We start from the raw sequence: 25430 nt of genomic DNA, 5'->3' as shown, positions 1-25430 counted from the left end.
ATACCATAAATGTTGATGTTGTAAAGTACTAGCGTTTGAGGACGACATTATTTTCACCTAGTATTTCCTTTAGCTTTTCAATAAAGTTTGCTGACGGATTTACCAGATCCTCCTCACCTAATCGAAGGCTTTTATTCGAGCTTTCATAGAATATGACAACTTGATTTTTTCCTTCATTTTGTTTGAATAAACTTTTTAATCCATAAAGTAATTCTGCACTTTCATGCTCTTTTGTTATTTTCAAATATAAAGTCGGCTCTTTATTTTCTTCCTTTTCGATTGCTGCATGAACTTCATCCATTGATTGAATGATAAATTGACGGTTCCCTTCTCTTGTTTCGATCTTCCCTTCGATAAAAAGGATATTTCCCTGTTTTATAAAATGGGAAAAACGATTAAACACGTCTGGAAATACCACGGCTTCCAACTCGTCCGTTTCATCACTAATTGATAAAAACGCCATCGGCACCCCTTTTTTCGTACGGATTTTCTTCACTTCTGTTAGATAGACAACCGCCCTTCCCCTTTTAATGGAAGGCTGCAATTCAAATAGAGGGGCCGCACTTAAAACGGTCAATTTCTCCGTATAAATGGAAACAGGATGATTGGATAGAAAAAATCCTAGAACCTCTTTTTCGAAAGCAAGTTTTTCCTTTGCTGGGATCGGGTCAACCTTTGTATATATTGGCTTTGGAAAAAAGTCAGCTTCAGAAAGAAAATCAAAATGCTCATCATCTGTTTTCATTAATTGAGCATGATCGATGGCCGCATCAATCGTTGCAAGCAATACAGCGCGGTCTTCCCCAAATTCATCAAAGCTTCCTGAATGAATGAGCGCCTCTATAATATTTCGGTTAGCTGCTTTGGATGAGACTCGAATGCAAAAATCAAACAGATCATGAAATTTTTTATTTTTCCTTGCTTGAAAAATCTCTTTCAGTACCGCTGCTCCAATCCCTTTAATCGCAGCTAAGCTATATCTAATGGCTTCCTTTTCTACTAAAAATGAATAGCCGCTGCTATTAACAGAAGGAGACAAAATCTTAAGATTCATTTGTTTCAGTTCTCTAATATATTGAGAGACTTTTCCCTCATTTCCGATAGCTGACGTTAGCAGAGCGGCCATAAAATACAGCGGATAGTGCGCTTTTAAGTAGGCTAGCTGATAGGAAATTAAACTATACGCAACAGCGTGGCTTCGGTTGAAGCCATAGTTTGCAAAACGGACAATTAAATCATATATTTCATTCGCTGTTTTCTCGTTGTATCCGTTTTCCAGTGCACCGCCAACGAAATGTCCCCGTTCCCGATCAAGCACTTCCTTTTGTTTCTTACTTACGGCACGCCGCAGCATATCAGCCTCGCCAAGTGTAAACCCTGCCATTTTAGCAGCTATTTGCATAATTTGCTCCTGATAGATAATGACACCATACGTATTTTCAAGAATCGGAATGAGATCTGGATGTGGATATTCAACCTTTTTCATCCCATGCTTTCTCTCAATGAAAAAAGGGATGTTTTCCATTGGTCCAGGTCGGTATAAAGCATTTACTGCTACTATATCTTCAAAACTGTTCGGGCAAAGTTTTTTTAATACTTTTCTCATTCCTTCTGATTCGAGCTGAAAAACACCTGTTGTTTCCGCACGGCTTAATAAATCAAAGGTAGCTTTATCATGAAGCGGAATGGAATTCATTTCGAGCTTCTTGCCTGTCTTTTTTTGAATAGACATTAAAATATTTTCAATTAATGTTAAATTACGCAGCCCAAGAAAATCCATTTTTAATAAGCCTACATCTTCAAGATGCTCCATCGAATATTGTGTCAAATATACATTTTCATGTCCGCTTTGTATTGGAATCATACTGACTAGTGGTTTTTCACTAATGACAACGCCAGCAGCATGTGTGGAAGTATGTCGTGGCAACCCTTCAAGCTTAAGTGCTGTTTCGAACAGCCTTCGATTTAAGCTTGATTCTTCGATAAACATTCTTAACGTGTTCGACTCTTTATACGCAGCTTTTAAAGTGATACCAGTCTTGGAGGGGATTCTTCTTGATAGACTATCAAGTTCCTTTGGATTTAACCCGAAAGCTCTGCCGACATCACGCAAGGCTGCTTTTGCTGCCAGTGTCCCAAACGTAATGATTTGTGCGACATGAAGCTCCCCATATTTCTCAGAAACATATTTAATTACTTCGTCTCTGCGATGATCAGGAAAATCTATATCAATATCAGGCATAGAGATTCGTTCAGGATTCAGGAATCTTTCGAATAAAAGCTGATATTCTATTGGGTCTACGTCAGTTATATGTAAAACAAACGCAACCATCGATCCAGCTGCAGAGCCCCGTCCAGGTCCTGTCAAAATCCCGCTCTTCTTTGAAAACTTCATGAAGTCCCAGACAATTAAGAAGTAATCACTAAACTTCATCTTTTTAATAATTTGCAGCTCATATTTTAATCGCTCATAATGCACTTCTGTCGCATGACGGTACCTTTCCTTAAACCCTTCCCAGCACAATTCTTCAAGAAGCTGATCTGCCGTTTGATCCTTTTCAACCGGATATTTTGGCAAATTTTGCTGATGAAGCTCCAGCATGACATTACATTGCTCGGCGATATTGATAGTATTTTCCAGTGCATCTGGATACTCCGCAAATAACTCAACCATTTCTTGAGCATTTTTCAAGTAATATTCATCACTCTTCAGCCTTTCCCAATCATCATCCTGTAGCTTCACACCATTTTTAATTGCTAATAAGCATTCTTGTGCAAAGGCATCTTCCTTAGATAAATAATAAACCTGATTAGAAGCGGCTAGCTGTATGTTCATTTCATTAGCGATCGTTACAATATGCGTAAGGATTTTCTTCTCAGCATCTATGCTATGTTTTTGCAGCGAAAGATAAAATTGATTCTTTTCAAAAATTTGTAGATACTTGGCTGCTGTATTTTTTGCCTTTTCATATTCGTCATGAACCAAATAGTATTCAATTTCTCCTTCCATTCCTGGACTGATAGCTATTAAACCAGCAGAATATGCTTTTAACCATTTCATCGGAATTCCTTCAGGAGATTTCGTTTGCACAACACTGGTTATTTTTAATAGATTTTGAAACCCTACTTGATTTTTGGCTAGGAGAACAATTGGAAATGACATATCTGTGGATTGTTCACTAATCACATCAACCGTCAATCCCAAAATTGGTTTGATCGATTGCTTTAAACATTCTTTATAAAAAGCAACGGTTCCGTACATGACGTTTCGATCGGTTAATGCAAGTGAGCCGAACCCTTTTCGTTTCGCATCGGCTACTAACTGGTCAACCGTGGCCGTACTTGTCAGCAAGCTATATGCACTATATACATGAAGGTGAATAAATGACACATTTCTCACACCCTTATTTCTTCTACTTGTTCTATTATAAGACGCATCCATAAAAAAAGAAAATACGTTCTCTTTTTTACCGGATACAAAAAGGATAAAACAAATAAACATATTATGAACGGTTTGTCCATATGATGAAGTAATCGGTTTATCTTTCCAACGAATAAATCTCCAGTAAGGAAGGATGTTATGAAGATCCAGCCTTTTTTCGCGACATTATTTGATAGTTATTTCATTGCACTCGGTGTGCTAATTGGCGGTTCCATTATTGGAAGCCTTTCCGCTTTTCTTACCGGGAAGCCTCCTTTAACAGAAGCCTATCGAATCTCAAATATCATTCGAATATGGGCAATTATCGCTGCGATTGGGGGTACATTTGATACATTGTACAGCTTTGAAAAAGGAGTCCTGCAAGGAGAAACAAAGGATATTTTCAAACAGTTCCTGCTTATTTTATCTGCGTTTGGCGGTGCACAAACAGGTGCATTGCTAATTAACTGGCTGACACAGGAGCATATTTCATGAGAATTCCGCCTCATTATCGACAGCCTGTCTGGCAGCGTTTTTTAGCAGGCATAGCTATTGGCGGGATGATCAGCTGGTTTGTATTTTTGTATATTTTTGGTGAGTGGCAGGAGAAATATAGCAAAGAAATAAAAAATCAGGAAGATGAAATTGCTGAATTGAAAAAGGAAAAAGAAATATGGCAGGAAGAATTTAAAGCACTTAATAAAAAGAATCGTGAACTGCTGACGGTACAAGATATTAAAGTAAAAATAGGAAACAGTGAGAAATATAAATTAGACTCCTTTAGTATGTTTGAAATAGAAGAACAAATTAAAGAGGACATTTTAAACATGAAGGCGAAAGACATTGATACCGTCTATAAGAGCAGAGAGCTAATAGAAAGAATTATCGAGAATAAAACGATAAAGGTTAATGAAAAACGCTATAAGCTTGAGGTAAAGAAGATGGTGATCTATACAACGCTGTTCATTCAGATAGATATTATGCTAGATTAAGTTAGATAGATTGGCAAATATAGTTAGTCTGGCCTTCAGTGAAACTTCAATTAGTGTGGGGGTTCCTTCAACCCCCACATAAAATTCTTAGTTCTCTCTACTTTTAGGGAGCTTACCAGCTCGTTAGTCAGCGATAAACAGGGCAATCTCTAGTTCTTACAAGTTTCTTCTAGCTCTTTGATTACTGCATCCATGTTATCCCAAGAATAAATGGAGGCTCCTGCAGCAAGCGGATGGCCCCCGCCATTATAATTTCTTGCGATATCATTAATAATCGGACCTTTTGAACGTAGTCTCACACGAATTTGGTCCTCTTCTTCAATAAAGAACACCCAAGCTTTTATTCCGGCAATATTGCCTAATGCGCCGACAAGAAGGGAAGCTTCAGAAGCTTTCACTTGAAATTCTTCCAACAATTCCTTCCTTAATACCATGGCAGCTGCACCATTTTGTTTCATTTCAAAATTTTGAAGGACATAGCCATTTAATTTTACGACATTCGGAGATAATTCATACATTTTATCAAATAGCTCCGTTCGTGAGAAATTATAATGGATTAACTCTCCTGCGTATGTAAATGTTTTTTCTGATGTACTTGGAAAAAGGAAGCGGCCTGTATCTCCTACAATACCGGCGAACAATAGCCTTGCCGCTTCATCAGACATTTTTAACCCATTCGCTTTACCCGCAAGGTAAAATTCATAAATCATCTCACTGACAGAACTCGCATCTGTATCCACCCACATCATATCTCCATATGCATCTACATTTGGATGGTGATCAATTTTAATAAGTTTATCTCCTAAGTGATAACGAGTATCACAAATTCGTTCAGCGTTTGCCGTATCACATACAATTACTAGAGCACCTTTATATGTCTCATCAGAAATTTCATCCAATCTGCGCAAGAAGTTTAGTGTCTCTTCCTCTTTACCAACTGTAAAAATATTTTTTTCTGGGAAGGATGCTTTCAGAATTTCTGCGAGTCCCCCCTGTGAACCGTATGCATCCGGATCAGGTCGTACATGCCGGTGAATAATAATTGTTTCATATTGTTTAATAACCTCTAAAATTTTCTCCTTCATTTTTTGCTCCTTTATTTATATTCATTAGATAATTCAATTTTAAACTTTTCTGTCAAAAAAAGAAAAGAAACATGAGGCTAAAGATAGCATTTTCTCCTGTTTCCCGTTAAAATAATAAGAGATTGTCGAATCTTGGAGGGAATAAAATGCCTGTTTTAGTTATATTAATCGTTATCTCACTTGCTTTTTATTTGGTTTATAAAGTGAAATATGTCCGCAGTAAGAAACCAGCAGAAAGAAAGTGGATTTCAGCTAAATCAAGTATCGCCCTTGGTCTTTTTGTTGCTCTATTCGGTGTAAACCAGTTGTTCTTAAACGGAAACACGGTAACATATATCGTAGCTGGTATTTTTATCCTGATAGGCGGCTTCAGCATATATGCTGGCTTTAAAGCCTATAAATATTATTTGCCGCTTGCAGCAAAGGAAGCACAAGAAGCATAATTTTCTTATTGCTAAAGACGCTCCAATTAGGAACGTCTTTTACTTTTTGCATCACGCAATGTTGATTTAATTATCTCTCAATCAGCTGACACATCATCATTGCTTTCCCAACTAGAATGCCCTCATTGAAAACTTCAACATCTACCTTACCGAATTTTCTTCCGACTTCGAGTACTTTCGGATAAATAGCTAGGGTGCTTTCAATTTGAACAGGCTTAAGGAAATAGATAGTCATATTCTCTACGACTAAATCCCCTTTTTTATAATTTCTTAACACCCTGCTAGCTGCCTCAGAAACAATCGTAGTAAATACACCGTATGAGATGGTTCCTAGATGATTGGTCATCTGCGGTGTCACATCACAACCGTATATATCTTCCCCTTTTGTCTTCCCGCTTGTAAGTACAAGCTGATTGGTAACAATGTCATCGATAGTCTCACCAACTTGGGGCTGACGCTGAATCATTTGAAGAGCCTTTAGTACATCCTGTCTGCTGATAATTCCTTCAATTCTATTCGAATCATCAACAACCGGAAGCACCTCGATTCCTTCCCAAACCATCATATGAGAGGATGAAGCTACACTTGTCTTTCTACCCACTGTCATTGGATTTTTTGTCATGATTTTATCAATCGGCGTATTTGGATCATGTCCCATAATATCCTTTGAGGTAACCATGCCAACAACTTTTGAATTTTTATCAATAACCGGAAATCTGCTATGCTGTGTTTCTCGATTATATTTTAGCCAATCATAGATCTTATCTGTCGTTTTCACACAAATCGTTTCTTCCACAGGTGTCAGAATATCCTCTACAAGAACAATCTCCTTTTTGATTAACTGATCATAGATTGCACGATTAATCATCGTTGCAACCGTAAATGTATCATAACTGCTAGAAATAATTGGAAGCTGCAGTTCGTCTGCCAATTTCTTGACACTATCATCTGTATCAAAGCCTCCAGTTATGAGAACGGCAGCGCCAGCTTTTAGGGCAAATTCGTGTACCTGTGTACGATTGCCTACAATCAACAGACTACCAGCATCTGTATATCTCATCATCGCCTCGAGCTTCATCGCACCGATGACAAACTTATTTAACGTTTTATGCAAGCCATCTCTTCCGCCTAATACTTGACCATCTACGATATTTACAACCTCTGCAAATGTAAGCTTTTCAATATTCTCTTTCTTCTTCCGTTCAATTCGAATCGTCCCCACACGTTCAATCGTGCTGACATACCCCTTATTTTCAGCCTCTTTAATGGCTCTGTATGCAGTTCCTTCACTTACTGTCAGTGCCTTGGCGATCTGTCTAACTGATATTTTCTCCCCAACAGGCAATCCATCGATATATTGTAAAATTTGTTCATGCTTCGTAGCCAAGACGTTCACCCTTTTTATATAATTCCTATATTTTCATTATAAGGTTAAAAACGCCTTAAATACAATTCGATGTGAAAATGTCATCAATAATATTTATTTAGAACTAGAAGGAGCGTGCCCTCTTTTTCTCCGTCATTTTCCCTCTTGTTTTTATATTTGCTGTTGTATTCTTTGGTGAATAAAGCAATGCAGTCAAATTCCCTGCAATCACAACGAGAGCAAATGCCAGCCAGGAAATCGCGAATACCCCTGCCAATCCCTCACTGAACACATCAAGCCTCGGTGCAGCATAATAAAGGAGAAGGCCACAAACTAACAAGCAAAGCAAATACCGATTTTTATTCATTAACATTCCTCCTCAAACTTCTTCTCTAATATTTATGCGGACAGGCCGAATTCATGTATTGAAAAAAGCACAGCTCTTATTTAGCTGTGCTTTTCCGTTATAATTCAATTGTTTCTCCTGCATTCAATACTTGACCAACGCCTTCATCAAGCATTTGTACAAATTGATGCGGATCCTGCTTTATTGGCGGGAAGGTATTGAAGTGAATAGGGACAACCTTTTTGGCCCCTAAAATTTTAGCAGCATATGCTGCATCTTCAGGACCCATGGTGAAATTATCGCCAATCGGGAGGAAGGCAAGATCAATCGGGTGACGATCACCAATCAGTCTCATATCCATAAATAATCCGGTATCCCCTGCATGATAAATCGTTTTGCCCTCGATAGTTAGAAGCACACCAGCAGGCATACCAAGGTAAATTATTTCATTATTTTCTGTCACCAAACCTGTCCCATGAAAAGCTGGTGTCAGTTTAACCTTGCCGAAATCAAATTCATATGCACCGCCGATACTCATCCCATGAGTATTCAGCCCTTGCCAGCTTAAATAAGTAGCAAGTTCAAAATTGGCAATAACTAATGAATTATTTTTCTTAGCTAATTCAATCGTATCACCGAGATGATCGCCATGCCCATGCGTGACGATAATGACATCTGGCTTCAATTCATCCACTTTTAAGTCAGTTAAATCATTGCCAATAATAAATGGGTCAAATAAAATTGTCTTCCCGTTTGTTTCAACTTTAACAACAGAATGTCCATGATAGGATACCTTCATTTTTATTCCCCTTTCCATTCTTCTATTACGGTAGTTAACTTCAACGAAGTATTCATTTTCTCCTGCCTTTAAATGTCATTCCCTTTTGCAGACAGTTCTAAAAGTTTACTTTTTATTCGTTAGTTGCTACTCTTTTTATATAGGCATAAACAATTAGGGGGTTAAATCCGTGAACACACGATTAAAGAAGCTATCTGATTGGATGAAAGAAAACGATGTACAGGTTTGTTTCGTTACAGCACCTGAAAATGTATTTTATTTTAGCGGCTTTTTGAGTGATCCTCATGAAAGGCTTCTCGGCTTAGCCGTTTTTCAAGAGGAAGAGCCATTCCTTGTATGTCCGGCAATGGAAAAACCAGATGCAAAAAATGCTGGCTGGGATCAAGAAATTATCGGTTATAGCGATATTGAAAATCCTTGGGAGTTTATACATAAGGCAATCGAAGCACGCGTATCAAAGGTTTCTAAAGTAGCGATTGAAAAAGAACATATGAATGTTGAACGCTACGAAGCGATTTCTAGTCTTTTCAATGGGGCTACATTTGTATCTGCTGAAGAAAAGCTAAGAAAGCTGCGGATGGTGAAGGATGAGAAAGAGCTTGAAATCATTCGTGAGGCATGTGCTTTAGCTGATTTTGCCATTGAAACGGGATGTGCAGAAATCAAGGAAGACAAGACGGAGCTCGATGTGCTGGCAGCCATTGAATTTGCCTTAAAGAAAAAAGGCGTGAATGAAATGTCGTTCTCTACCATGGTATTAACTGGTGCGAATGGGGCCTCTCCGCATGGTACGCCAGGTATGACGAAGATTCAAAAAGGTGATCTCGTTCTATTTGATTTAGGAGTCGTTTGGAACGGTTATTGCTCTGATATTACAAGAACAGTTGCTTTCGGAGACATTAATGACAAGCAAAAAGAAATCTATGATACAGTTTTAAAAGCACAGCTTGCTGCAGTTGAGGCAAGTAAGCCAGGCATTGCTTGTTCAGAAGTGGATCTGACCGCTAGAAACATTATTGCTGAAGCAGGATATGGCGAATATTTTCCGCACCGTCTTGGACATGGCTTAGGTATAAGTGTTCACGAGTATCCATCCTTAACAGAAACAAACTCGCTTTTACTTGAAGAGGGAATGGTATTTACAATCGAACCAGGGATATATGTTCCTAAAGTTGCCGGCGTTCGAATTGAGGATGATTTAGCTGTAACAAAAAACGGGGTAGAAATCTTAACGAAATTTCCAAAAGAGCTTCAAATCATTAGTTAATTTAAAAAAAGCTGTCATACGCATGACAGCTTTTTTTATGTTTTTAGGAAATTAATGTTCTCCTTCTGATCCTTCTTGTCCTGCATCCAAATCAAAATTAGCATTTGATTGGTCAATTACTCCACTATTATAAACATCCATAATTTGCTCGCTGATTGCATTTGTTCCTTCCTCATCGAAGAATAAATTTGATTGGCTGTTAGGTTCCCGTTTATTCATGGGGTATTCTCTCCTTTTATTCATAAATTGAACTGACTTTTTTATTGTTCGATTTATTGCTACAGATATACCCTTATTCTTACTGTATAATAAAGGTAAAGGAGGAGATTGATATGGGAATGAAATATAAAAATATTTTAGTGGCTGTAGATGGTTCAACAGAGGCAGAATGGGCATTTAAGAAGGCAATTGAAATCGCAAAAAGAAATGATGCACATATTTTGCTTGCTCATATTATTGATACTCGCACGTTTGCAACCGTAGAGGCATATGACCGCACTATTGCTGAAAGAGCAAATATGTTCGCAAAAGAATTAATGGAAAAATACAAAAGCGAAGCTGAAGAAGCTGGTGTTACACAGGTAGATTTCGTCATTGATTACGGTTCTCCGAAAATTAAAATTCCAAAGGATCTTGCAAAGAAGCATGAAGTGGACCTAATAATTTGTGGTGCTACAGGGATGAATGCAGTTGAACGTTTCCTAATCGGCAGCGTATCAGAAAATATTACCCGCTATGCTCCTTGTGATGTGTTAGTAGTTCGGACGAATAAAGAAGATTAAATAAAATAAGATCGCAGCACAATAGAGAGCTGACCCAATTGGATCAGCTCTTTTTTTGACTTGCTATTAAATTTCTAGTTTGTTATTTACCAATGCTTTTGCTTTCTCGAGCGCAATGGCAACTTGTTTAAATCCAGTTCCACCTGCACTATTTCTTCTCTTCACAGCAGTAACTGGGTCTAACACCACATAAATATCTTCTTCAAATAGTGGATTTGCCTTTTGATATTCTGCTAATGGCAAGTCACCAAGATAACAGCCTTGCTGGACACATGTCAACACAAGTTTCCCAACAATTTCATGAGCTTCTCTGAACGGAATGCCTTTATCTGAAAGATAATCAGCAAGCTCAGTCGCATTAGAAAAGTCTGTTTTCGTTGCTTTTTCCATATGGTCCTTGTTCACCTTCATTGTTTGAATCATACCAGCAAAGATTTTGAGTGAACCTGCTACGGTTTTCACTGTATCAAACATACCTTCTTTATCCTCTTGCATATCCTTATTATAGGCTAAAGGCAGACCTTTAAGAACTGTTAATAGCCCCATCAAGTTTCCATAAACCCTGCCAGTTTTCCCGCGGATAAGCTCTGCCATATCCGGGTTTTTCTTTTGCGGCATGATACTGCTTCCCGTTGCAAAACTGTCATCCAGTTCAATAAACTTAAACTCCTGACTGGACCAAAGGATAAATTCCTCGCTTAATCTAGACAGGTGCATCATTAACGTAGATGAATTCGATAAAAATTCGAGAATGAAATCCCGATCAGAAACAGCATCAAGGCTGTTTTCGTAAATGCCCTCAAATCCAAGCAAATCAGCCGTTACATATCGATCAATCGGGAATGTCGTTCCTGCTAGTGCTCCAGCACCCAATGGAGAGAGATTAATTCGCTTCATACTTTCGCTGAAACGTTCTTTATCTCTTTCAAGCATCCAAAAATAGGCCATAAGGTGATGAGCAAATGAAATAGGCTGTGCTCTCTGAAGATGTGTATAGCCAGGCATGACCGTCTCAATATTCATTTCTGCTTGATCAATTAGAGCTTCCTGCATTTCCTGAATTAGTTCAATAATCACTTTAACCTGCTTCCGCAAGTATAGATGCATATCCGTTGCCACTTGGTCATTTCTGCTTCTGGCTGTATGCAGCTTGCCGCCAACTGGACCAACCAGTTCAGTTAAATAGCTTTCAAGATTTAAGTGAATATCCTCCAATTTAACCGAATAAGAAAGCTCATCATTTTCTGCCTTTTTCCTAAGCTGCTTCAGTCCATCTATAATCGTGCTTGCCTCTTCATCAGAAATAATTCCACTTTTAGCTAGCATCGATACATGTGCAAGGCTTCCTTCAATATCTTCCATTATTAATTCTTGGTCAAACGAAATGGAGGCGCCAAATTCATCGACCCATTCTTCTGCTGATTTTGTAAATCTGCCGCCCCATAGTTTTTTCACACTGTCACCTTCTTATTCTTTTGAACAATGCTTTGCACCTTTGTTGGCAGCCCCCAAAGCTTAATGAATCCAACAGCAGCATTATGATCAAATTCGTCCTCAGATGTATAAGTAGCAAGCTTTTCATCATATAAAGAATACGGAGATTTTCTTCCTTCTATAATGGCATGGCCTTTAAATAGTTTTACTCTTACTGTTCCAGTAACAAAAGTTTGCGTTTCTTGAAGGAAGGCTGCCAAAGCATTTTGCAGTGGAGAGAACCATAGTCCTTCATAGATAAGTTCTGCAATTTTCTTCTCAATCACTGGTTTGAAATGTGCGACTTCTTTTACTAAAGTTAAATCTTCTAATTCTTTATGTGCTTTAATTAAAGTCATCGCTCCCGGACATTCATATACTTCACGTGACTTAATCCCTACTAAGCGATTTTCAACGTGGTCCACACGGCCAACACCATGCTTTCCAGCTATTGTATTTAATTCTAAAATAAGCTCTGCCAATGAGTAGTTTTTCCCATCTAAGCTAACAGGAACTCCTTTTTCGAAGCCAATTTCTATGATATCTGGCGTATTCGGTGTATTCTCCAGGCTTGCTGTAAGCTCATATGCTTCCTCTGGCGGTGCAGCCCATGGATCCTCTAAAATACCGCACTCATTGCTTCTTCCCCATAAATTTTGATCGATCGAAAATGGAGAATCTAGATTAATAGGAATAGGAATATTCTTTTGCTTTGCATATTCAATTTCTTCTTCACGTGACCAGCTCCACTCACGGACAGGTGCTAATACTTCAAGGTCTGGATTTAAGGCTTGAATAGCCACTTCAAAGCGCACTTGGTCATTTCCTTTCCCTGTACAGCCATGCGCTACAGCTACCGCTCCTTCTTTTTCAGCAACTTCAACAAGTTTTTTTGCAATTAGCGGTCTTGAAAGTGCAGAGATTAATGGATACTTATTTTCATATAATGCATGTGCTTGCATGGCCATTAATGCATATTCACTCGCAAACTCTTCTTTCGCATCAATCACATACGATTGAACAGCACCGACCGTTAACGCTTTTTCTTGGATAAAGTTAAGATCCTTTCCTTCCCCAACATCTAAACAGCAGGCTACCACTGAATATCCTTGATCTCCCAACCATTTAATAGCAACTGAAGTATCTAATCCGCCTGAATAGGCTAGTACAACTTTTGGATTTGACATGAAATTTTTCCTCCTCTAATTACGAATAATTATTCATCGTTGTTTGTTTTTATTCATTTATATGTTATAAGATACCATATTTCAAATATAAATCAATAGTTATTCATCAAAATGTATAATAATTTATTTATTCTGTTTTATTCAGGCTAGCAATACGTGGAAGGAATGTTCATAGTATAGTAGAATATAAGCAACCTATTGCTGGAGGATGTTAATCGTGGATTATTTTTTATATAATGAACGACTAGGTATTCCTATCCCTTATTTTCATCAGGATTGGGATGATTATTCAAAAGAGATACAGCAAGCCGTTTTATTTCACTGGGAGAAAATCAGAGGCAGAATTCCAGACAGAATTGCAGAATTAGAAGACCATATCAATTCGAAACAAGCTCTGCTTTCAAATGAAGAAAACTTTAATAAATCTTGCGAGTTAAACAGCGAAATTGCGGAACTTGCATCCATTATTAATGATCTATGGCTATGGTACCGTACTCATCAGGATATTTCAGAAAAGATTCATATGTAGAAAATAAAAATCCTTTCTATAATGAAGAAAGGATTTTTTAGACCATTTTTTTATAAAATCGTATGATTTAGGCTCATATTTATTTATAGCGGTTCATTCCCCTGCTTCCCTTCAAAATGATAGAGAACCTTATAAATCTTTTTTCAACTCTCTTACCACATGTCCAAGCTCTGGCAAAATCAGCTTGTTCATCGCTAACTTCACTGCACCTGATGAGCCTGGTGTTGAGAAGACTGCTTTGTCTTTAATGGTCCCTGCTACGGCACGCGATAAAATCGCTGCAGAACCAATATCTTCTTGATAGCTGAGCATGCGGAAAAGCTCACCAAACCCGCTAATTTCCTTATCAAATAATGCCTTTACTGTTTCAATCGTGATATCTCTTAGGGCAATGCCCGTTCCGCCATTTGTAAGTACGACATCTATTTCCGGATCACTACACCCTTTAAGTACCTCTGTACGGAGCTCATCCGCTTCATCCTTAACAATGCAATAGCTTCGTACATGATGTCCTGCTCCTTCTAATAAATCGATCATTAGCTTCCCGCTTTTGTCTGTAACCTTATCTCTTGTATCACTTACAGTAATCACCTTACAGGCAACCTGTTTTGGCGCCTCCATTTTATGCTCATGTGTACTCATTCATTTTTCCCTTCTTTCATATGTAAGTATCTATACTGGTAATATTTGTGGGCGAATTCTGTTACTTTTCTTGTCAGCTGGTAATTTGCACTGGCGCCAATAGCCATACTGATGAATGGAATGCCTTGAATTGTTTTTTTGCGAAAAATAAAAATAGCTAATCCTTTTAATAATTGTTTGGCAGGCTGCTCAATCCAGGTCACATCAGCCAGTTCTTCCTTGCCTTCATAAAAATAATATTCCTCTTGGCTTTGAAGTTCACTCATTAGTTCATCCCATGCCCCGCTTTGCATGCGCGCTGGTAGGGTAGAAGCATGGAAAACCTTTAGGGAAGTCATCATTTCATAAGGCGTATTCACTTCTATTCCATAGGTCATTGCAATTAGCTGAACTACTCTTAAATTAATTACGGCAATTGCTGGAATATCTGCACCAAGCATAAGTGAACTGCCCGTTCCCGCCATTCCTCCCTGGGCAAAGGAATAAAGCCGATGCCGGGCTATTTGCTGATCAGCGATGTATTGAAGCTGATCCATTCGTAAATGACTCAAATCTTCAATTGATACTAACTCCGGATTAAACACACGACCGGCTGTTAATATCCGTTCTTTTGCGTCTAATTGCATATTTGATCCTTGAATAAGTGCATGTAGGTGGAATAGCCAGTTATCAAGAGTTGAAAAGAACTGGTCCTGAATGTGTTTTGGCAGCAATGAAAACGATTTTTCCAAGTATTTTTCATACGTCAATTCAAAATCATTGGGCTCATAGCTATATAATTTCATTTCCCATTCTTGAATTTCAGTTAAAACCCGTTTATCCCGCTCAGACAATGCCATAATGAATTCCTCCATCTCCTACCTCTTTTGCTAAATTATAGCACAGTTGAAATGGTGAATTCTTTACGAAGAAATGTCTAATGGGATGGTATTTTCTATCTCATAAATTTATTGGACAAAACAGACGATTTATTAGACAAAAAATAACTATATTGGACAAAATTCTTTTTTATTCGCCAAAGGAGCTAATATATTGGACAACCCCCTAATCCAACTACAAAAATACCACAGCTCATAAAAGCTGTGGCAACAAATTATTTCGACAATCTCACAACATCTCTAGCAATCATGACTTCTTCATCCGTAGGGATGATCATGACTTTAACTGGTGAATGCGGATAGTTAACAAATGCTTCTTCCCCACGCACTTTGTTAAGTGAAGGGTCAAAATATACGCCCATGAACTCAAGACCTTGAAGGACTCGTGCACGAATAACATCGCTATTTTCTCCAATTCCTGCTGTGAAGATAATGGCGTCTACACCGTACATTTTAGCTGCATAAGAGCCGATATATTTATGAATTCTTCCCGCGAACACTTCGAGTGCTAATTTTGCGCGTTCATTTCCTTCAGATGCTTGGACCTCAATATCGCGCAAATCACTTGAGAATCCAGATACTGCAAGCATTCCGCTCTTTTTATTCAAAACATCCAATACTTCATCCGCTGTTTGATTCGTTTTTTCCATGATAAAAGGAATTAATGCAGGGTCAATATTCCCTGAACGGGTTCCCATTGTCACACCCGCAAGCGGGGTAAATCCCATGGATGTATCAATTGATTTTCCGCCTTCAATCGCTGCAATACTTGCTCCGTTACCCAAATGGCAGGAAATTAAGCGCAATTGATCCAATGGACGTCCGAGCATTTCTGCTGCACGCTGTGACACATATTTATGGGAGGTACCGTGGAAGCCATATTTACGAATCCCATATTTCTTATAATATTCATATGGCAAACTATAAAGAAATGAGCTTGCAGGCATCGTTTGATGAAATGCTGTATCAAATACAGCTACTGCCGGTACATTAGGCAGCACTTGCTGAAATGCTTTAATCCCCGTAATATTCGCTGGATTATGTAGTGGGGCTAGCTCAGATAATGCTTCAATTTTTGCTAAAACATCATCAGTAATAAGAACAGAATCTGTAAACTCTTCCCCGCCATGTACAACACGATGACCGATTCCTTCAATTTCATTAAGTGATTGAATAATTCCTAAACCTGTTAATTTTTCTAGTAAAAGCTTAACTGCTACTTCATGATTAGGAATATCTAATGTCTCTTTTATTTTTTCCCCATTTGCTACTATATTAAAGATTGAATCGTTTAAGCCTATCCGTTCAATTAAACCTTTTGTAATCACTTCCTCACTTGGCATTTCAAATAATTGAAACTTTAATGAGGAACTGCCGGCGTTAATTGCAATAATCTTTGCCATCATTCTACCGCTCCTTTTACTTAACAACATCACTAACAGTACAATCTTATTTTGTACAACGGACATCATTAATATCTCTCAATTCCTCATTTAAACATTGTCAGCCGAACTTTTCAAGATTGATCTGCAAATGTTTTCATTTTCACATTAAAATAAAATATTTCAGAATTAAGAAATGCGGAAGCGCCATGGTCATCAACGTACAAACTGGAAGGGCTTCCAATCCAGCTAATGACTGAGATAAAGGAAACACGGTGAGAGTGAGCGAACCGGTGTTGACTTATCGTAGGGAGGAGACCTGAATTTTGATAGGGGATAGGTCGCTTGCGCTAGACAACTCTACTAAAAGTTATATTTCCTTCTCCTATATAAAAAGAAGCCGAAATCCAAATCGGCTTCTCGAGTATTTATTTATTTTCTTTATACCATCCATCAATTTTACTTAGGATTTTTTCTACTTCGGCTGTTTTCGATAAGCTAGGCAGATTGACGAGAAGTACCTGCTTTGGCGGCTTTACTCCCTCTCCCTTTTTTTGGAGAATAAAGATGCTTTTCGCAGCGTTTTTATTTTTGAATAAACTAAGGGGAAGCTGCAATAGGCCTTGAATAATTCCATACTTCTTTATGTATTCATGAAGCATTGGAGCTTGCTCACTCTCAAAAATCCCATTCGGTACAATAAAAAATAGGTAGCCGCCTGCTTTCACATGTCTCATGCTCTGCTCAATGAACAGATGATGTGCATATGTATGCCCTTTTTCTGCTTTCATTTCATAATCAGCTGCCCTTAGATCATTAGGGTAATAACCAACAGGCAAATCGCTGACAACTACATCTGCTTCTTCTATAAATAAAGGTTCCAGACTATCCTGATTAAAAAATTGGATTGGGTGCTGCTGTAAATTCGCATTTACATAGCTTAACTTAATTAGGATATCATCAATATCAAGTCCAATCGCCTCTACTGCCTTCGATTGCTGCTGATTAATAACAGTCGTTAATAAGTTACCCGTTCCAACTGCCGGATCGAGAAGTCGAAAAGACTGATCGTGTACAAATTTATCAACTAAATAACCAACCAGCATCCCGACGGCATCAGGAGTCATTTGATGATTATGCTGGACAATCTCTTTCATGCCCTTAAGGATAGCTAGCTGGAATGATTTTCGAATTTCTTCATTAGAGAAGCGATTTAAATGGATCGAGTCATAACTTTTTGTTAATCTTTTAATCGTCAATTCACTCAATTCATCTCTTTGCAGAATACTCCCCTGGAAAATATTCTCTCCTGTTTCAGCTAATGCCTCTAAATATGTACATGCTAACTCTTCTTGAATAATCATCGCTGTTTCATTAAAAACGGTAAATAATTCTTCTACCGGTACTACGCTCATTCCAAAATCCTCCCGTTCGTATTCTATTGTCCTATTTTAAAGTGGATTGATTGATATCTCAAGTTTAAGAAAAAACGCCCCGGATATTGACCCGGGGCTTACTTTATTACTTCGCTTGTTTTGCTGCTTCGATTGCTGCTTCATAGTTTGGATGATCTGTTGCTTCGCTCACATATTCTGCATATGTTACTGTATCGTTTGAATCAACAACAAAAACTGCACGTGCTAAAAGACGAAGCTCTTGAATAGCAACTCCATATGCTTCACCAAAAGATAAATCGCGATGATCTGAAACCGTTTGAACATTTTCAATTCCAGCTGCAGCACACCAGCGTTTCTGCGCAAATGGTAAATCCACACTTACAGTAAGGATTTTAACATTTCCTAATTTAGAAGCTTCTTCATTGAATCGACGAGTCTGCGCATCGCAAACGCCTGTATCAATGGAAGGAACAACACTAATTAATCGTACTTGCCCTTTTGAATCTGCTAAAGTTACTTCGGTTAAATCATTTGCAAGAACTTTAAAATCAGGAGCTTTCTTCCCAACCTTTACTTCATTACCTAATAACGTAACTGGGTTTCCTTTAAATGTAATTGATGCCACTACACTCATCCTCCTTAAACTCATATATGTACATTGTAAATATATCTTTTCAGCATCCTTTTTGCAAAGGTTAAGTTTAGAAAAGCATGAAAAAAGTTAACTTTCCATCCTCGGAAAGTTAACCCTTTGCATTAAATATCTAACTCATGCTTCGCCCCATCATAACCTTGTTTATTGCTCGCAGACTGATTACTGCCTTGATTATTGTTATTGCTATTTTTACTATTAAACATCTGCTGAATTTTATCTACCGCCTGAGGAGCTAGATCAAGAATTTTCTCATATAAATGCGTACTTTCATCCAAATGCACCATTTTTACTTCTTTCGAATTAACAATGAGGAATGCAATTGGAGTGATGGAAACACCGCCTCCGCTCCCTCCGCCAAATGGATGTCCGCCTGATTGCCCTTGCCCGCCGCTGCTTGATTGACTATCAAGTTTAAATTCGCTTCCTCCAGCAGCAAACCCAAAACCTACTTTTGAAACAGTTAGTATCACGCTGCCATCAGGTGTTTCAACAGGATCACCAATGATCGTGTTAACATCGATCATTTCCTTCAGATTTTCCATAGCAGTCGTCATTAGCCCTTGAATTGGATGGTCAGACATAACGAAAGCCTCCCCTTCTATACTGTTTTAGTTTTATCATTGGATAAGGCAGATAAAGGCTTTGTTTTAAAAGCAGCCCTTCCGCCTTTCCAATATTTAATTAATTTGATACCTGCTACCATAGCATGTCCGATTCGAAATTGAAAAATACATGTAATTATCGTTTGTGATACGGCAAATTGAAATTGCGGAGTGATTGTTATAGTAGGAGCAGCCTTTAATTTCATATAGTGACTAATAAGCCCAATTACACTCCCTTTTAACGCCCAAAAAGCACCTGTAAGCATACCTGTATAAGCTGCATCTCCAATCCCGACCATCGTATGCCACGAGAATTCCTTAATAGAAATTTTCTTTAAGAAACTTTTAACAATCCGATGGAGTGAAACAACATGTGTTAGAAGCTCTTTAGCATCTTGAATACTATTCAATAGGTCTGCGGCTGAATATTGTTTCGTATCTTTCTTCTCCGTACTCCCTAAAGGTCCAGCAGTTTTCTTTTCCTTTGTCACAATGGTTGGGGAATTATCATCAATTTTAATAAGGGGAATTTCCTTTTTATACTTGATTAATCCAAACCATGCTTTAAACTCAATTTTTAAATGGTCATTATCATTGTTGTGATAATAATAAAGGAGAATTTTTACTTTCGTTAGAATGACACTAATAATTAATAGAATAAGAACGCTTAAGGTGATGAGCAGCCATTTCAATTACTTCACAACCTTTCAGCCTAATAGTATTTCCGATTACACAAAAAATAAACCTGCCTGCCGGCAGGTTTATTGCTATTTTTCATGAACAACCGTTGTATCTGAAAACAAATCATGTAATCCTTGCTTTTTTGGCAAAAATGCAACGATTATATAACCAACAACAAGCGTGGCGGATATAAATCGTCCAATCCATTCTCTAAATAGAATGGTGCGCCATGACAAGTGATTCCCCTCCAAATCAACAACCTTAATACCAAATACCATCTTCCCTAATGTTTGATTAAAGAATCGTGTCATTAACACAAAATACGCATAGAAGATAATGGCTGTCACAATCGAGATTGGTGCAAAGATGCTAAACTCATTTAATGAAATATCAAGCAGTCTGAATACTGGATTGACAATCAATCGCTCAATACTGCCGATGACAATTAAATCAAGTAAATACGCCCAAAAGCGCATCCAGAATCCAGCAAATCTAACAGGAATATGATTGCCGATTAAATGGCCATTTTCTCTAGAAAGCTGTGGTTTAGAAGAGGTGTCTTTAATCAAAACCGGATCTTCCATTTCAATAGTTTGATCATTGATTATCATCTCACTATTTCTTAGATCCTTTTCATTCGTTTCATTTGAAGTCATCTTTACACCTCCTATTCCGCATATAGATACATCAGTCTTGGAGAATTAGGCTGTGATAGCATCTTCATCAAGCCTGCCATTTCGATATCTTGCCCCATTATTTTTTGCGCTCCCATACTAAATAAAGAGCCGAAGCCAAGGTTGTCCGTATATTTAACTACCTTTGCTCCTTTTAATTTATGATCTTTCTTTAAGACATCAATCACATCTTCTACATATCCAAACCCGTCAATTAAATTTAGTTCTAGTGCTTGTCGGCCATCATATATTCTTCCATCAGCAATTTCTTTCACTTTTGCTGCTGGAATATTACGGCCTTCAGAAATGACCTTCACAAATCCTTCATAGGAATTATTAATCATCGATTGAAGAATTTGTTTCTCCTCCTCTGTCATTTCTCTTGATGGACTCATAATGTCTTTGTAAGGACCGCTTTTGATTGTAACGAAATCAACCCCATATTTTTCAGCAAGACCAGCATAATTGACTCCTTGCATAATGACACCGAGGGATCCGGTTAACGTTTCCGGGCTTGCAAAGATTTTATCTGCTGGCGCAGAAATATAATAGCCGCCAGATGCAGCCATAGAGCCCATTGAAATATAAATTGGCTTTTTTGTTTCTGCTTGAATTTCTTTTATTTTGTCATGAATTTGTGCGCTTTCAACAACTCCGCCTCCTGGAGTGTTCACTTGAATAATGACAGCCTTTACTGTGTCATCTTCTTTTACTTGCTCTAGCCTGTCCATAAATCCTTTATGGTTATAGCCGCCAGATGCAAAAAGAGATGTCGCTTCACCTGTGTCCTGGATCGTTCCATTCACGTCGAGCACAGCAATCTTTTTCAATTCACTGCCCTCTTCCACTACTTCTTCCATAAATGCGGCATCACTGCCAGCAAATAATTCAGTTATAGAACCTTCTACATCACTATACATAATTCCTGTTGCAATATTTGTAATTACTGAGAATACAAATATTGCTGCTGCGATGGCTAATGCAGCCCATCGTTTTCCATTCATCTAATCATCCTCCTTATTGTCCAATAGTCTTTACGTGATTCACTTTTAAAATGTTTCAAAAACGTGTAAACTGATTTCGACAACCATTATCATACCAAAAAATTAATAATATGGGTAAAACTTACGTGCAATACCCATCGTCTGGAGGAATCGCTATGTCCGTTCGTCGAAATTTATTTTTTTATCATAAGAAGGATGCGGAGATGCTGGAAAAGGTGAAACCCCTTTATGAGCTTGCTACTAGATATGATTTCAATATTATTTCTGATTTTAAAAAGGCTAACATTATTGTCAGTATTGGCGGGGATGGTGCATTTTTGCAGGCAGTAAGGAAAACGGGGTTTCGGGATGATTGTTTATATGCAGGAATTTCTACAACTGGAAGCCTTAGTCTATACTGTGACTTCCATTTAGATGACCAGCCAAAAATGATCGAAGCAATGACAAAGGAGCAAATTGAAGTTCGCCGCTACCCGACCATCGAAATCACTGTAGACGATCAAACATCCTTTCATTGCTTAAATGAATTTAGCATCCGATCTGCGATTATTAAAACCTTTTTATTAGATGTGTATATTGACGACCTTCATTTCGAAACATTCCGAGGAGACGGCATGGTTGTAGCTACTCCAACAGGAAGCACTGCATACAATAAATCATTAAGGGGATCTGTGGTTGATCCGCTGCTTCCTTGTCTGCAAGTAAGTGAAATGGCTTCGTTAAATAATAACCGCTATCGAACACTTGGATCCTCCTTTATTCTAAGCGGGGAGCGAAAGCTTACATTGGAAGTTGTACAGGACGGAAATGACCATCCATCCATGGGGATGGATAATGAGGCATTAAGCATTCAACATGTGAAGAAAATAGATATAAAACTTAGTGACAAGAAAATTAAAACTGTAAAGCTGAAGGATAACTCATTCTGGGAGAAAGTGAAGAGGACGTTTTTATAAGAAAAGCACAAGCATCTTGAAATCCCCCTAATGAAGGGCCGTACTCCTGTTTTCTAATTGAGTTAGGGCCTTCATACCTTTGATGAACGACTTTCCTCTCGTTAACTAGTCACTCTTTGTCCTTCATAATACGAAAGAGCAGAAGAATCCGTTTGAATTTTTCTGCTCTTTACACTTCTATATTCATGCTAAACTCTAAGTATTTACATTGTTACCTTCTTACTGTTCTATATGTGTTAACAAAAGATGAGTTAATAGTTTCGGTAGCTGTTCGAATGCAAATGGCATATGGAGCCGCTCTGTTTTTTTATGGGCATCTCTGCCTATAGGACCAACGTTAATGACAGGGGCAGTTAACTTTGACATGTCCTGAAACGGAATAGAGTATAGCACCCGGCCTCCAGGCAAATTCGTATCAAACCGGTGCATATCCGCAAGTTCTCCTTGAAGGCCAGCATAGCTCAAATCACATATTCCATTGAAATAATCAACCGGCATTAATTCAAACCCAAGCTTCTCAGTTGAATAATGAACGATCGAGTCAGAAAGCTCTTGTATGATCGGATGATCAGCAGTATTAATGGCTGGATAGTAGGGAGGGGCATAGAACAAAATAATCATTGGGCCAAGCTCTTGGCAAAGCATCGCTAATTGATCAACAACTTGAATGGATTGTTCCCTGCTATCGCCTATTGTTTGTGTGACTATGGACTGCTCTAGAACTGAAATAAACTCATTCCCTAATTTCTTACAAGCATATTCTTTTAATTCTTCAAATAATAATACACGAATACTTGGAGGCTGACTTAAATCAACCTGAAAGGTGCGATATTTTTCCTTCATAAAATGTTCCATCTTATTTGCTGCTGCTTCAGCAATGTCTTTCATCTCTTCCATGACATCTGCAGCATTTCTTTTCATTAATAAAAGATTATAAAGACTAACAGACCGATGAGGGATTTGCGTTGTATAGTCCTTTTTTAAATCCCGCTGCCATAACAATGTCGGCGGAGGGCTCATTTGACCATTTACAGTTTCACATAGTCTTTCATTCCATTCAATCTCTTGTGTGAGCACGGATGTCATCCAAGCAGCATTCAAACCTGAAAGAGGTTCCCCTACATGGGTCTCCTTTCCAAAGCATAGCGCCGCAGGCATGATTTTCCCAATAGTTCCGGTGTAAAAATAATGATTTTTATCGTTCGGTTCTAACGCAAACATTGGCTCAGAGTTTAAAAAGAGCGAGTAGTTTAGCTTATGCTCCTCTGCAAGCTCCAACAGTTTCGGAACGGCTTCCCTCATCCCAACAGAATTGACCTCTTCATCAGGAACCGTTAGTAATAATAAATTAAGCTTCCATTGCTCCATTGAAGCTCTTTCCAGCAAGGAAATATGCTGAACAAGTCCACATTTCATATCCATTGTTCCTCGTCCAAAAAGCCACTCCCTACTTTCCAAATCTTCTCTCGCGTCCTCTGGCAGTTCATCTGCCCGATTAAAAAGTGCCTCCGTCAGCTCAACAGGCTGAAAAGCAAGATGGTTCAAATCCCCATAATCTTCAACATTGACAACATCAAAATGGCTTATCATAACAACTGTTTTAACTGCTTCTTCATGTTTATATAATGCAGTTAAAAAGGATCTCCCATCCATCATTAAATGGTTCTTGATATAGGAAGGATGAGTCGAGAAATAAGGGACTTGCTTTAAATGATGCTCGACTCTTAATGGGAATTGTATTTCTGCCTCTGATAAAGAAATACTGCCAATCGAAACGAGATCATTTAATAAATTGAGTAATTGCTCAGCTGACTGCATCTTCATTTTTTCCATCACTTTAATGACTCCTTCTTGTTCGCTTTCGTTAAGAGAATTTACTGTTTATATTCCAACACTTTTCCCTTTCCTCCACTTTGCTTCAAGCTGGGTAAATAACTTTGTTTTTGTAAGAGAATAGATCGAAATAGCTGTCCAGATAAATAAAAACGAGATTAAGTGAATGTTAGAGAAATGTTCATGATAAATAAAGACCCCTAGAATTAATGTCAAGGTTGGCGCAATAAATTGTAAAAATCCAAGCGTTGACATAGGAATCTTCTGTGCTCCTTTTGCAAAATAAAGAAGGGGTACTGCTGTTGCTGCCCCAGCACCTATCAATAATAAATCAGTACCAGTTGATACAGCTAAAAATGAATGGGAACCATTCACAAATAGAATAATCATGTAAATAAACGCAAATGGTGCAACAACAAGTGTTTCTAATGTTAAACCAATTGCAGAATCTACTGTTACCATTTTTTTCACTAAACCGTATAATCCAAATGTTAATGCAAGAAAAAGGGATATCCAAGGGAACTGTCCATACGAAATTGTTAATATTAGCACACCGACTAAAGCCATACCAAATGATGTATACTGTGCCAATGACAGCTTTTCTCTAAAAACAATCATCCCAAGGATCACACTGACTAACGGGTTAATATAATAACCGAGACTTGCTTCAATTAAATGACCAGAGTTAACCGCCCATATGTAGATAAACCAATTGCAGCTAACAAAAAGTGAGGCAATAACAAGCGCTGCTAATTGTTTTTTATTGGAGCGAAAATGAATAAGCGTTTGGGTAAACGCCCCCCATTTCTTAGTAAAGAGCAGGACCGCTACCATAAAGAAAAAGGACCAAAAAATTCGATTAGCCAAAATTTCATCTGCACTCACATGTTGTACAAGCTTCCAATAAATCGGCAATAATCCCCATAAAAAGTACGAAAAGCCTGCATAAATAATCCCCATTTGTCCTTCATTGTTTTTCATCTTCACTAGCCTCAATTCTTTCTATTATCGAAATATTTATATTATAGGCTGAATT

General features: G+C 38.1%; 26 protein-coding genes. 7 read left to right on the top strand and 19 right to left on the bottom strand.

All coding sequences use genetic code 11. The features are described from left to right. Positions 1-28: 28 nt before the first annotated feature. A complete protein-coding gene (gene dnaE, locus FI644_RS15565) occupies positions 29-3391 on the bottom strand; it encodes a DNA polymerase III subunit alpha (protein ID WP_142108598.1) in 3363 nt (1120 codons plus the stop codon). A 189-nt stretch (positions 3392-3580) separates the two neighbouring features. Here dnaE and ytrH point away from each other — a divergent pair, with 189 nt between their 5' ends. Then, positions 3581-3916: a sporulation membrane protein YtrH gene (gene ytrH, locus FI644_RS15560; protein WP_056685982.1), complete on the top strand. Its 336-nt coding sequence runs from the start codon at positions 3581-3583 to the stop codon at positions 3914-3916. Continuing rightward, the gene (ytrI, locus tag FI644_RS15555; RefSeq protein ID WP_056685985.1) at positions 3913-4413 is read left to right on the top strand and encodes a sporulation membrane protein YtrI; all 501 of its coding nucleotides are present in this window, start codon (positions 3913-3915) and stop codon (positions 4411-4413) included. The genes ytrH and ytrI overlap by 4 nt, the downstream gene beginning before the upstream one ends. 149 nt (positions 4414-4562) lie before the next feature. Here ytrI and FI644_RS15550 read toward each other — a convergent pair whose 3' ends face one another. Next, the gene (locus tag FI644_RS15550; protein ID WP_056685988.1) at positions 4563-5498 is read right to left on the bottom strand and encodes a DHH family phosphoesterase; all 936 of its coding nucleotides are present in this window, start codon (positions 5496-5498) and stop codon (positions 4563-4565) included. Positions 5499-5644: 146 nt separating this feature from the next. On the opposite strand from FI644_RS15550, the gene FI644_RS15545 reads away from it, so the two are divergent. Next, the gene (locus FI644_RS15545; RefSeq protein ID WP_053477292.1) at positions 5645-5941 is read left to right on the top strand and encodes a YtpI family protein; all 297 of its coding nucleotides are present in this window, start codon (positions 5645-5647) and stop codon (positions 5939-5941) included. Positions 5942-6011: 70 nt separating this feature from the next. On the opposite strand, the gene FI644_RS15540 is transcribed toward FI644_RS15545, so the two are convergent. The 3 genes from FI644_RS15540 to FI644_RS15530 form a co-directional block, all read right to left on the bottom strand. After that, on the bottom strand, positions 6012-7328 hold the full coding sequence (locus FI644_RS15540; protein WP_053477293.1) for a CBS domain-containing protein: 1317 nt from the start codon (positions 7326-7328) through the stop codon (positions 6012-6014). Between the two features lie 103 nt (positions 7329-7431). After that, entirely contained in the window at positions 7432-7674 is a 243-nt protein-coding gene (locus tag FI644_RS15535; protein WP_053477294.1) for a hypothetical protein, read from the bottom strand. A gap of 97 nt (positions 7675-7771) precedes the next feature. Then, entirely contained in the window at positions 7772-8452 is a 681-nt protein-coding gene (locus FI644_RS15530; protein WP_053477295.1) for a metal-dependent hydrolase, read from the bottom strand. Positions 8453-8621: 169 nt separating this feature from the next. Between FI644_RS15530 and FI644_RS15525 the strand changes: the two genes are divergently transcribed. Continuing rightward, positions 8622-9719, top strand: a complete 1098-nt coding sequence (locus FI644_RS15525; protein ID WP_142108597.1) for a M24 family metallopeptidase — start codon at positions 8622-8624, stop codon at positions 9717-9719. A gap of 51 nt (positions 9720-9770) precedes the next feature. Here FI644_RS15525 and FI644_RS26380 read toward each other — a convergent pair whose 3' ends face one another. Further along, the gene (locus tag FI644_RS26380) at positions 9771-9938 is read right to left on the bottom strand and encodes a hypothetical protein (protein ID WP_172797664.1); all 168 of its coding nucleotides are present in this window, start codon (positions 9936-9938) and stop codon (positions 9771-9773) included. Between the two features lie 113 nt (positions 9939-10051). Between FI644_RS26380 and FI644_RS15520 the strand changes: the two genes are divergently transcribed. Then, positions 10052-10501 carry a universal stress protein gene (locus tag FI644_RS15520; RefSeq protein ID WP_056685993.1) on the top strand — a complete coding sequence of 150 codons (450 nt, stop codon included), beginning with the start codon at positions 10052-10054 and terminating at the stop codon, positions 10499-10501. Between the two features lie 66 nt (positions 10502-10567). On the opposite strand, the gene argH is transcribed toward FI644_RS15520, so the two are convergent. Together argH and FI644_RS15510 are read right to left on the bottom strand one after the other, a co-directional pair. After that, on the bottom strand, positions 10568-11956 hold the full coding sequence (gene argH, locus FI644_RS15515; RefSeq protein WP_056685996.1) for an argininosuccinate lyase: 1389 nt from the start codon (positions 11954-11956) through the stop codon (positions 10568-10570). After that, on the bottom strand, positions 11953-13161 hold the full coding sequence (locus FI644_RS15510; RefSeq protein WP_056686000.1) for an argininosuccinate synthase: 1209 nt from the start codon (positions 13159-13161) through the stop codon (positions 11953-11955). Before FI644_RS15510 ends, argH begins: the two co-directional genes overlap by 4 nt. A 214-nt stretch (positions 13162-13375) precedes the next feature. Between FI644_RS15510 and FI644_RS15505 the strand changes: the two genes are divergently transcribed. After that, positions 13376-13690 carry a hypothetical protein gene (locus tag FI644_RS15505; protein WP_056687266.1) on the top strand — a complete coding sequence of 105 codons (315 nt, stop codon included), beginning with the start codon at positions 13376-13378 and terminating at the stop codon, positions 13688-13690. A gap of 129 nt (positions 13691-13819) precedes the next feature. On the opposite strand, the gene FI644_RS15500 is transcribed toward FI644_RS15505, so the two are convergent. The 9 genes from FI644_RS15500 to sppA form a co-directional block, all read right to left on the bottom strand. After that, on the bottom strand, positions 13820-14332 hold the full coding sequence (locus tag FI644_RS15500) for a MogA/MoaB family molybdenum cofactor biosynthesis protein (RefSeq protein WP_053477300.1): 513 nt from the start codon (positions 14330-14332) through the stop codon (positions 13820-13822). Continuing rightward, on the bottom strand, positions 14329-15171 hold the full coding sequence (locus tag FI644_RS15495) for an EcsC family protein (protein ID WP_056687267.1): 843 nt from the start codon (positions 15169-15171) through the stop codon (positions 14329-14331). The genes FI644_RS15500 and FI644_RS15495 overlap by 4 nt, the downstream gene beginning before the upstream one ends. Before the next feature lie 254 nt (positions 15172-15425). After that, a complete protein-coding gene (locus FI644_RS15490; RefSeq protein WP_056687270.1) occupies positions 15426-16613 on the bottom strand; it encodes an acetate kinase in 1188 nt (395 codons plus the stop codon). 407 nt (positions 16614-17020) lie between these two features. Next, a complete protein-coding gene (locus FI644_RS15485; RefSeq protein ID WP_053477301.1) occupies positions 17021-18007 on the bottom strand; it encodes a class I SAM-dependent methyltransferase in 987 nt (328 codons plus the stop codon). A gap of 106 nt (positions 18008-18113) precedes the next feature. Next, positions 18114-18614 (bottom strand): thiol peroxidase, encoded by a 501-nt coding sequence (tpx, locus tag FI644_RS15480; RefSeq protein ID WP_053477302.1) that lies wholly within the window; start codon positions 18612-18614, stop codon positions 18114-18116. 131 nt (positions 18615-18745) lie between these two features. Beyond that, entirely contained in the window at positions 18746-19225 is a 480-nt protein-coding gene (gene ytfJ / locus FI644_RS15475; protein WP_142108596.1) for a GerW family sporulation protein, read from the bottom strand. A 17-nt stretch (positions 19226-19242) separates the two neighbouring features. Then, entirely contained in the window at positions 19243-19938 is a 696-nt protein-coding gene (locus tag FI644_RS15470) for a DUF2953 domain-containing protein (protein WP_056686003.1), read from the bottom strand. Between the two features lie 75 nt (positions 19939-20013). Then, the gene (locus FI644_RS15465; protein WP_053477305.1) at positions 20014-20583 is read right to left on the bottom strand and encodes an RDD family protein; all 570 of its coding nucleotides are present in this window, start codon (positions 20581-20583) and stop codon (positions 20014-20016) included. A gap of 11 nt (positions 20584-20594) precedes the next feature. After that, positions 20595-21605: a signal peptide peptidase SppA gene (gene sppA, locus FI644_RS15460; protein ID WP_053477306.1), complete on the bottom strand. Its 1011-nt coding sequence runs from the start codon at positions 21603-21605 to the stop codon at positions 20595-20597. Positions 21606-21760: 155 nt separating this feature from the next. On the opposite strand from sppA, the gene FI644_RS15455 reads away from it, so the two are divergent. Then, positions 21761-22561 carry an NAD kinase gene (locus tag FI644_RS15455; RefSeq protein WP_053477307.1) on the top strand — a complete coding sequence of 267 codons (801 nt, stop codon included), beginning with the start codon at positions 21761-21763 and terminating at the stop codon, positions 22559-22561. Between the two features lie 219 nt (positions 22562-22780). On the opposite strand, the gene FI644_RS15450 is transcribed toward FI644_RS15455, so the two are convergent. Continuing rightward, positions 22781-24394: a M20/M25/M40 family metallo-hydrolase gene (locus FI644_RS15450; RefSeq protein ID WP_053477308.1), complete on the bottom strand. Its 1614-nt coding sequence runs from the start codon at positions 24392-24394 to the stop codon at positions 22781-22783. A gap of 48 nt (positions 24395-24442) precedes the next feature. Beyond that, a complete protein-coding gene (gene rarD, locus FI644_RS15445) occupies positions 24443-25375 on the bottom strand; it encodes an EamA family transporter RarD (RefSeq protein WP_053477309.1) in 933 nt (310 codons plus the stop codon). Positions 25376-25430: the final 55 nt, after the last annotated feature.

Source organism: Cytobacillus solani (assembly GCF_006704205.1).
GTDB classification, from domain to species: domain Bacteria; phylum Bacillota; class Bacilli; order Bacillales; family Cytobacillaceae; genus Cytobacillus; species Cytobacillus solani.
This window is presented reverse-complemented; position numbering and strand designations above follow the sequence as displayed.

Bases quoted from the DNA above. Each gene is read 5' to 3' on its own strand.
- FI644_RS15495 (WP_056687267.1), bottom strand. From the start codon at position 15,171: ATGGCATTGTCTGAGCGGGATAAACGGGTTTTAACTGAAATTCAAGAA.
- FI644_RS26380 (WP_172797664.1), bottom strand. From the start codon at position 9,938: ATGAATAAACGGGAACCTAACAGCCAATCAAATTTATTCTTCGATGAG.
- ytrH (WP_056685982.1), top strand. From the start codon at position 3,581: ATGAAGATCCAGCCTTTTTTCGCGACATTATTTGATAGTTATTTCATT.
- FI644_RS15465 (WP_053477305.1), bottom strand. From the start codon at position 20,583: ATGACTTCAAATGAAACGAATGAAAAGGATCTAAGAAATAGTGAGATG.
- FI644_RS15490 (WP_056687270.1), bottom strand. From the start codon at position 16,613: ATGGCAAAGATTATTGCAATTAACGCCGGCAGTTCCTCATTAAAGTTT.
- FI644_RS15455 (WP_053477307.1), top strand. From the start codon at position 21,761: ATGTCCGTTCGTCGAAATTTATTTTTTTATCATAAGAAGGATGCGGAG.
- FI644_RS15500 (WP_053477300.1), bottom strand. From the start codon at position 14,332: ATGAGTACACATGAGCATAAAATGGAGGCGCCAAAACAGGTTGCCTGT.
- ytrI (WP_056685985.1), top strand. From the start codon at position 3,913: ATGAGAATTCCGCCTCATTATCGACAGCCTGTCTGGCAGCGTTTTTTA.
- FI644_RS15535 (WP_053477294.1), bottom strand. From the start codon at position 7,674: ATGAATAAAAATCGGTATTTGCTTTGCTTGTTAGTTTGTGGCCTTCTC.
- FI644_RS15530 (WP_053477295.1), bottom strand. From the start codon at position 8,452: ATGAAGGTATCCTATCATGGACATTCTGTTGTTAAAGTTGAAACAAAC.
- sppA (WP_053477306.1), bottom strand. From the start codon at position 21,605: ATGAATGGAAAACGATGGGCTGCATTAGCCATCGCAGCAGCAATATTT.
- FI644_RS15545 (WP_053477292.1), top strand. From the start codon at position 5,645: ATGCCTGTTTTAGTTATATTAATCGTTATCTCACTTGCTTTTTATTTG.
- FI644_RS15485 (WP_053477301.1), bottom strand. From the start codon at position 18,007: ATGAGCGTAGTACCGGTAGAAGAATTATTTACCGTTTTTAATGAAACA.
- ytfJ (WP_142108596.1), bottom strand. From the start codon at position 19,225: ATGTCTGACCATCCAATTCAAGGGCTAATGACGACTGCTATGGAAAAT.
- rarD (WP_053477309.1), bottom strand. From the start codon at position 25,375: ATGAAAAACAATGAAGGACAAATGGGGATTATTTATGCAGGCTTTTCG.
- FI644_RS15510 (WP_056686000.1), bottom strand. From the start codon at position 13,161: ATGTCAAATCCAAAAGTTGTACTAGCCTATTCAGGCGGATTAGATACT.
- FI644_RS15520 (WP_056685993.1), top strand. From the start codon at position 10,052: ATGGGAATGAAATATAAAAATATTTTAGTGGCTGTAGATGGTTCAACA.
- FI644_RS15550 (WP_056685988.1), bottom strand. From the start codon at position 5,498: ATGAAGGAGAAAATTTTAGAGGTTATTAAACAATATGAAACAATTATT.
- FI644_RS15450 (WP_053477308.1), bottom strand. From the start codon at position 24,394: ATGGAAAAAATGAAGATGCAGTCAGCTGAGCAATTACTCAATTTATTA.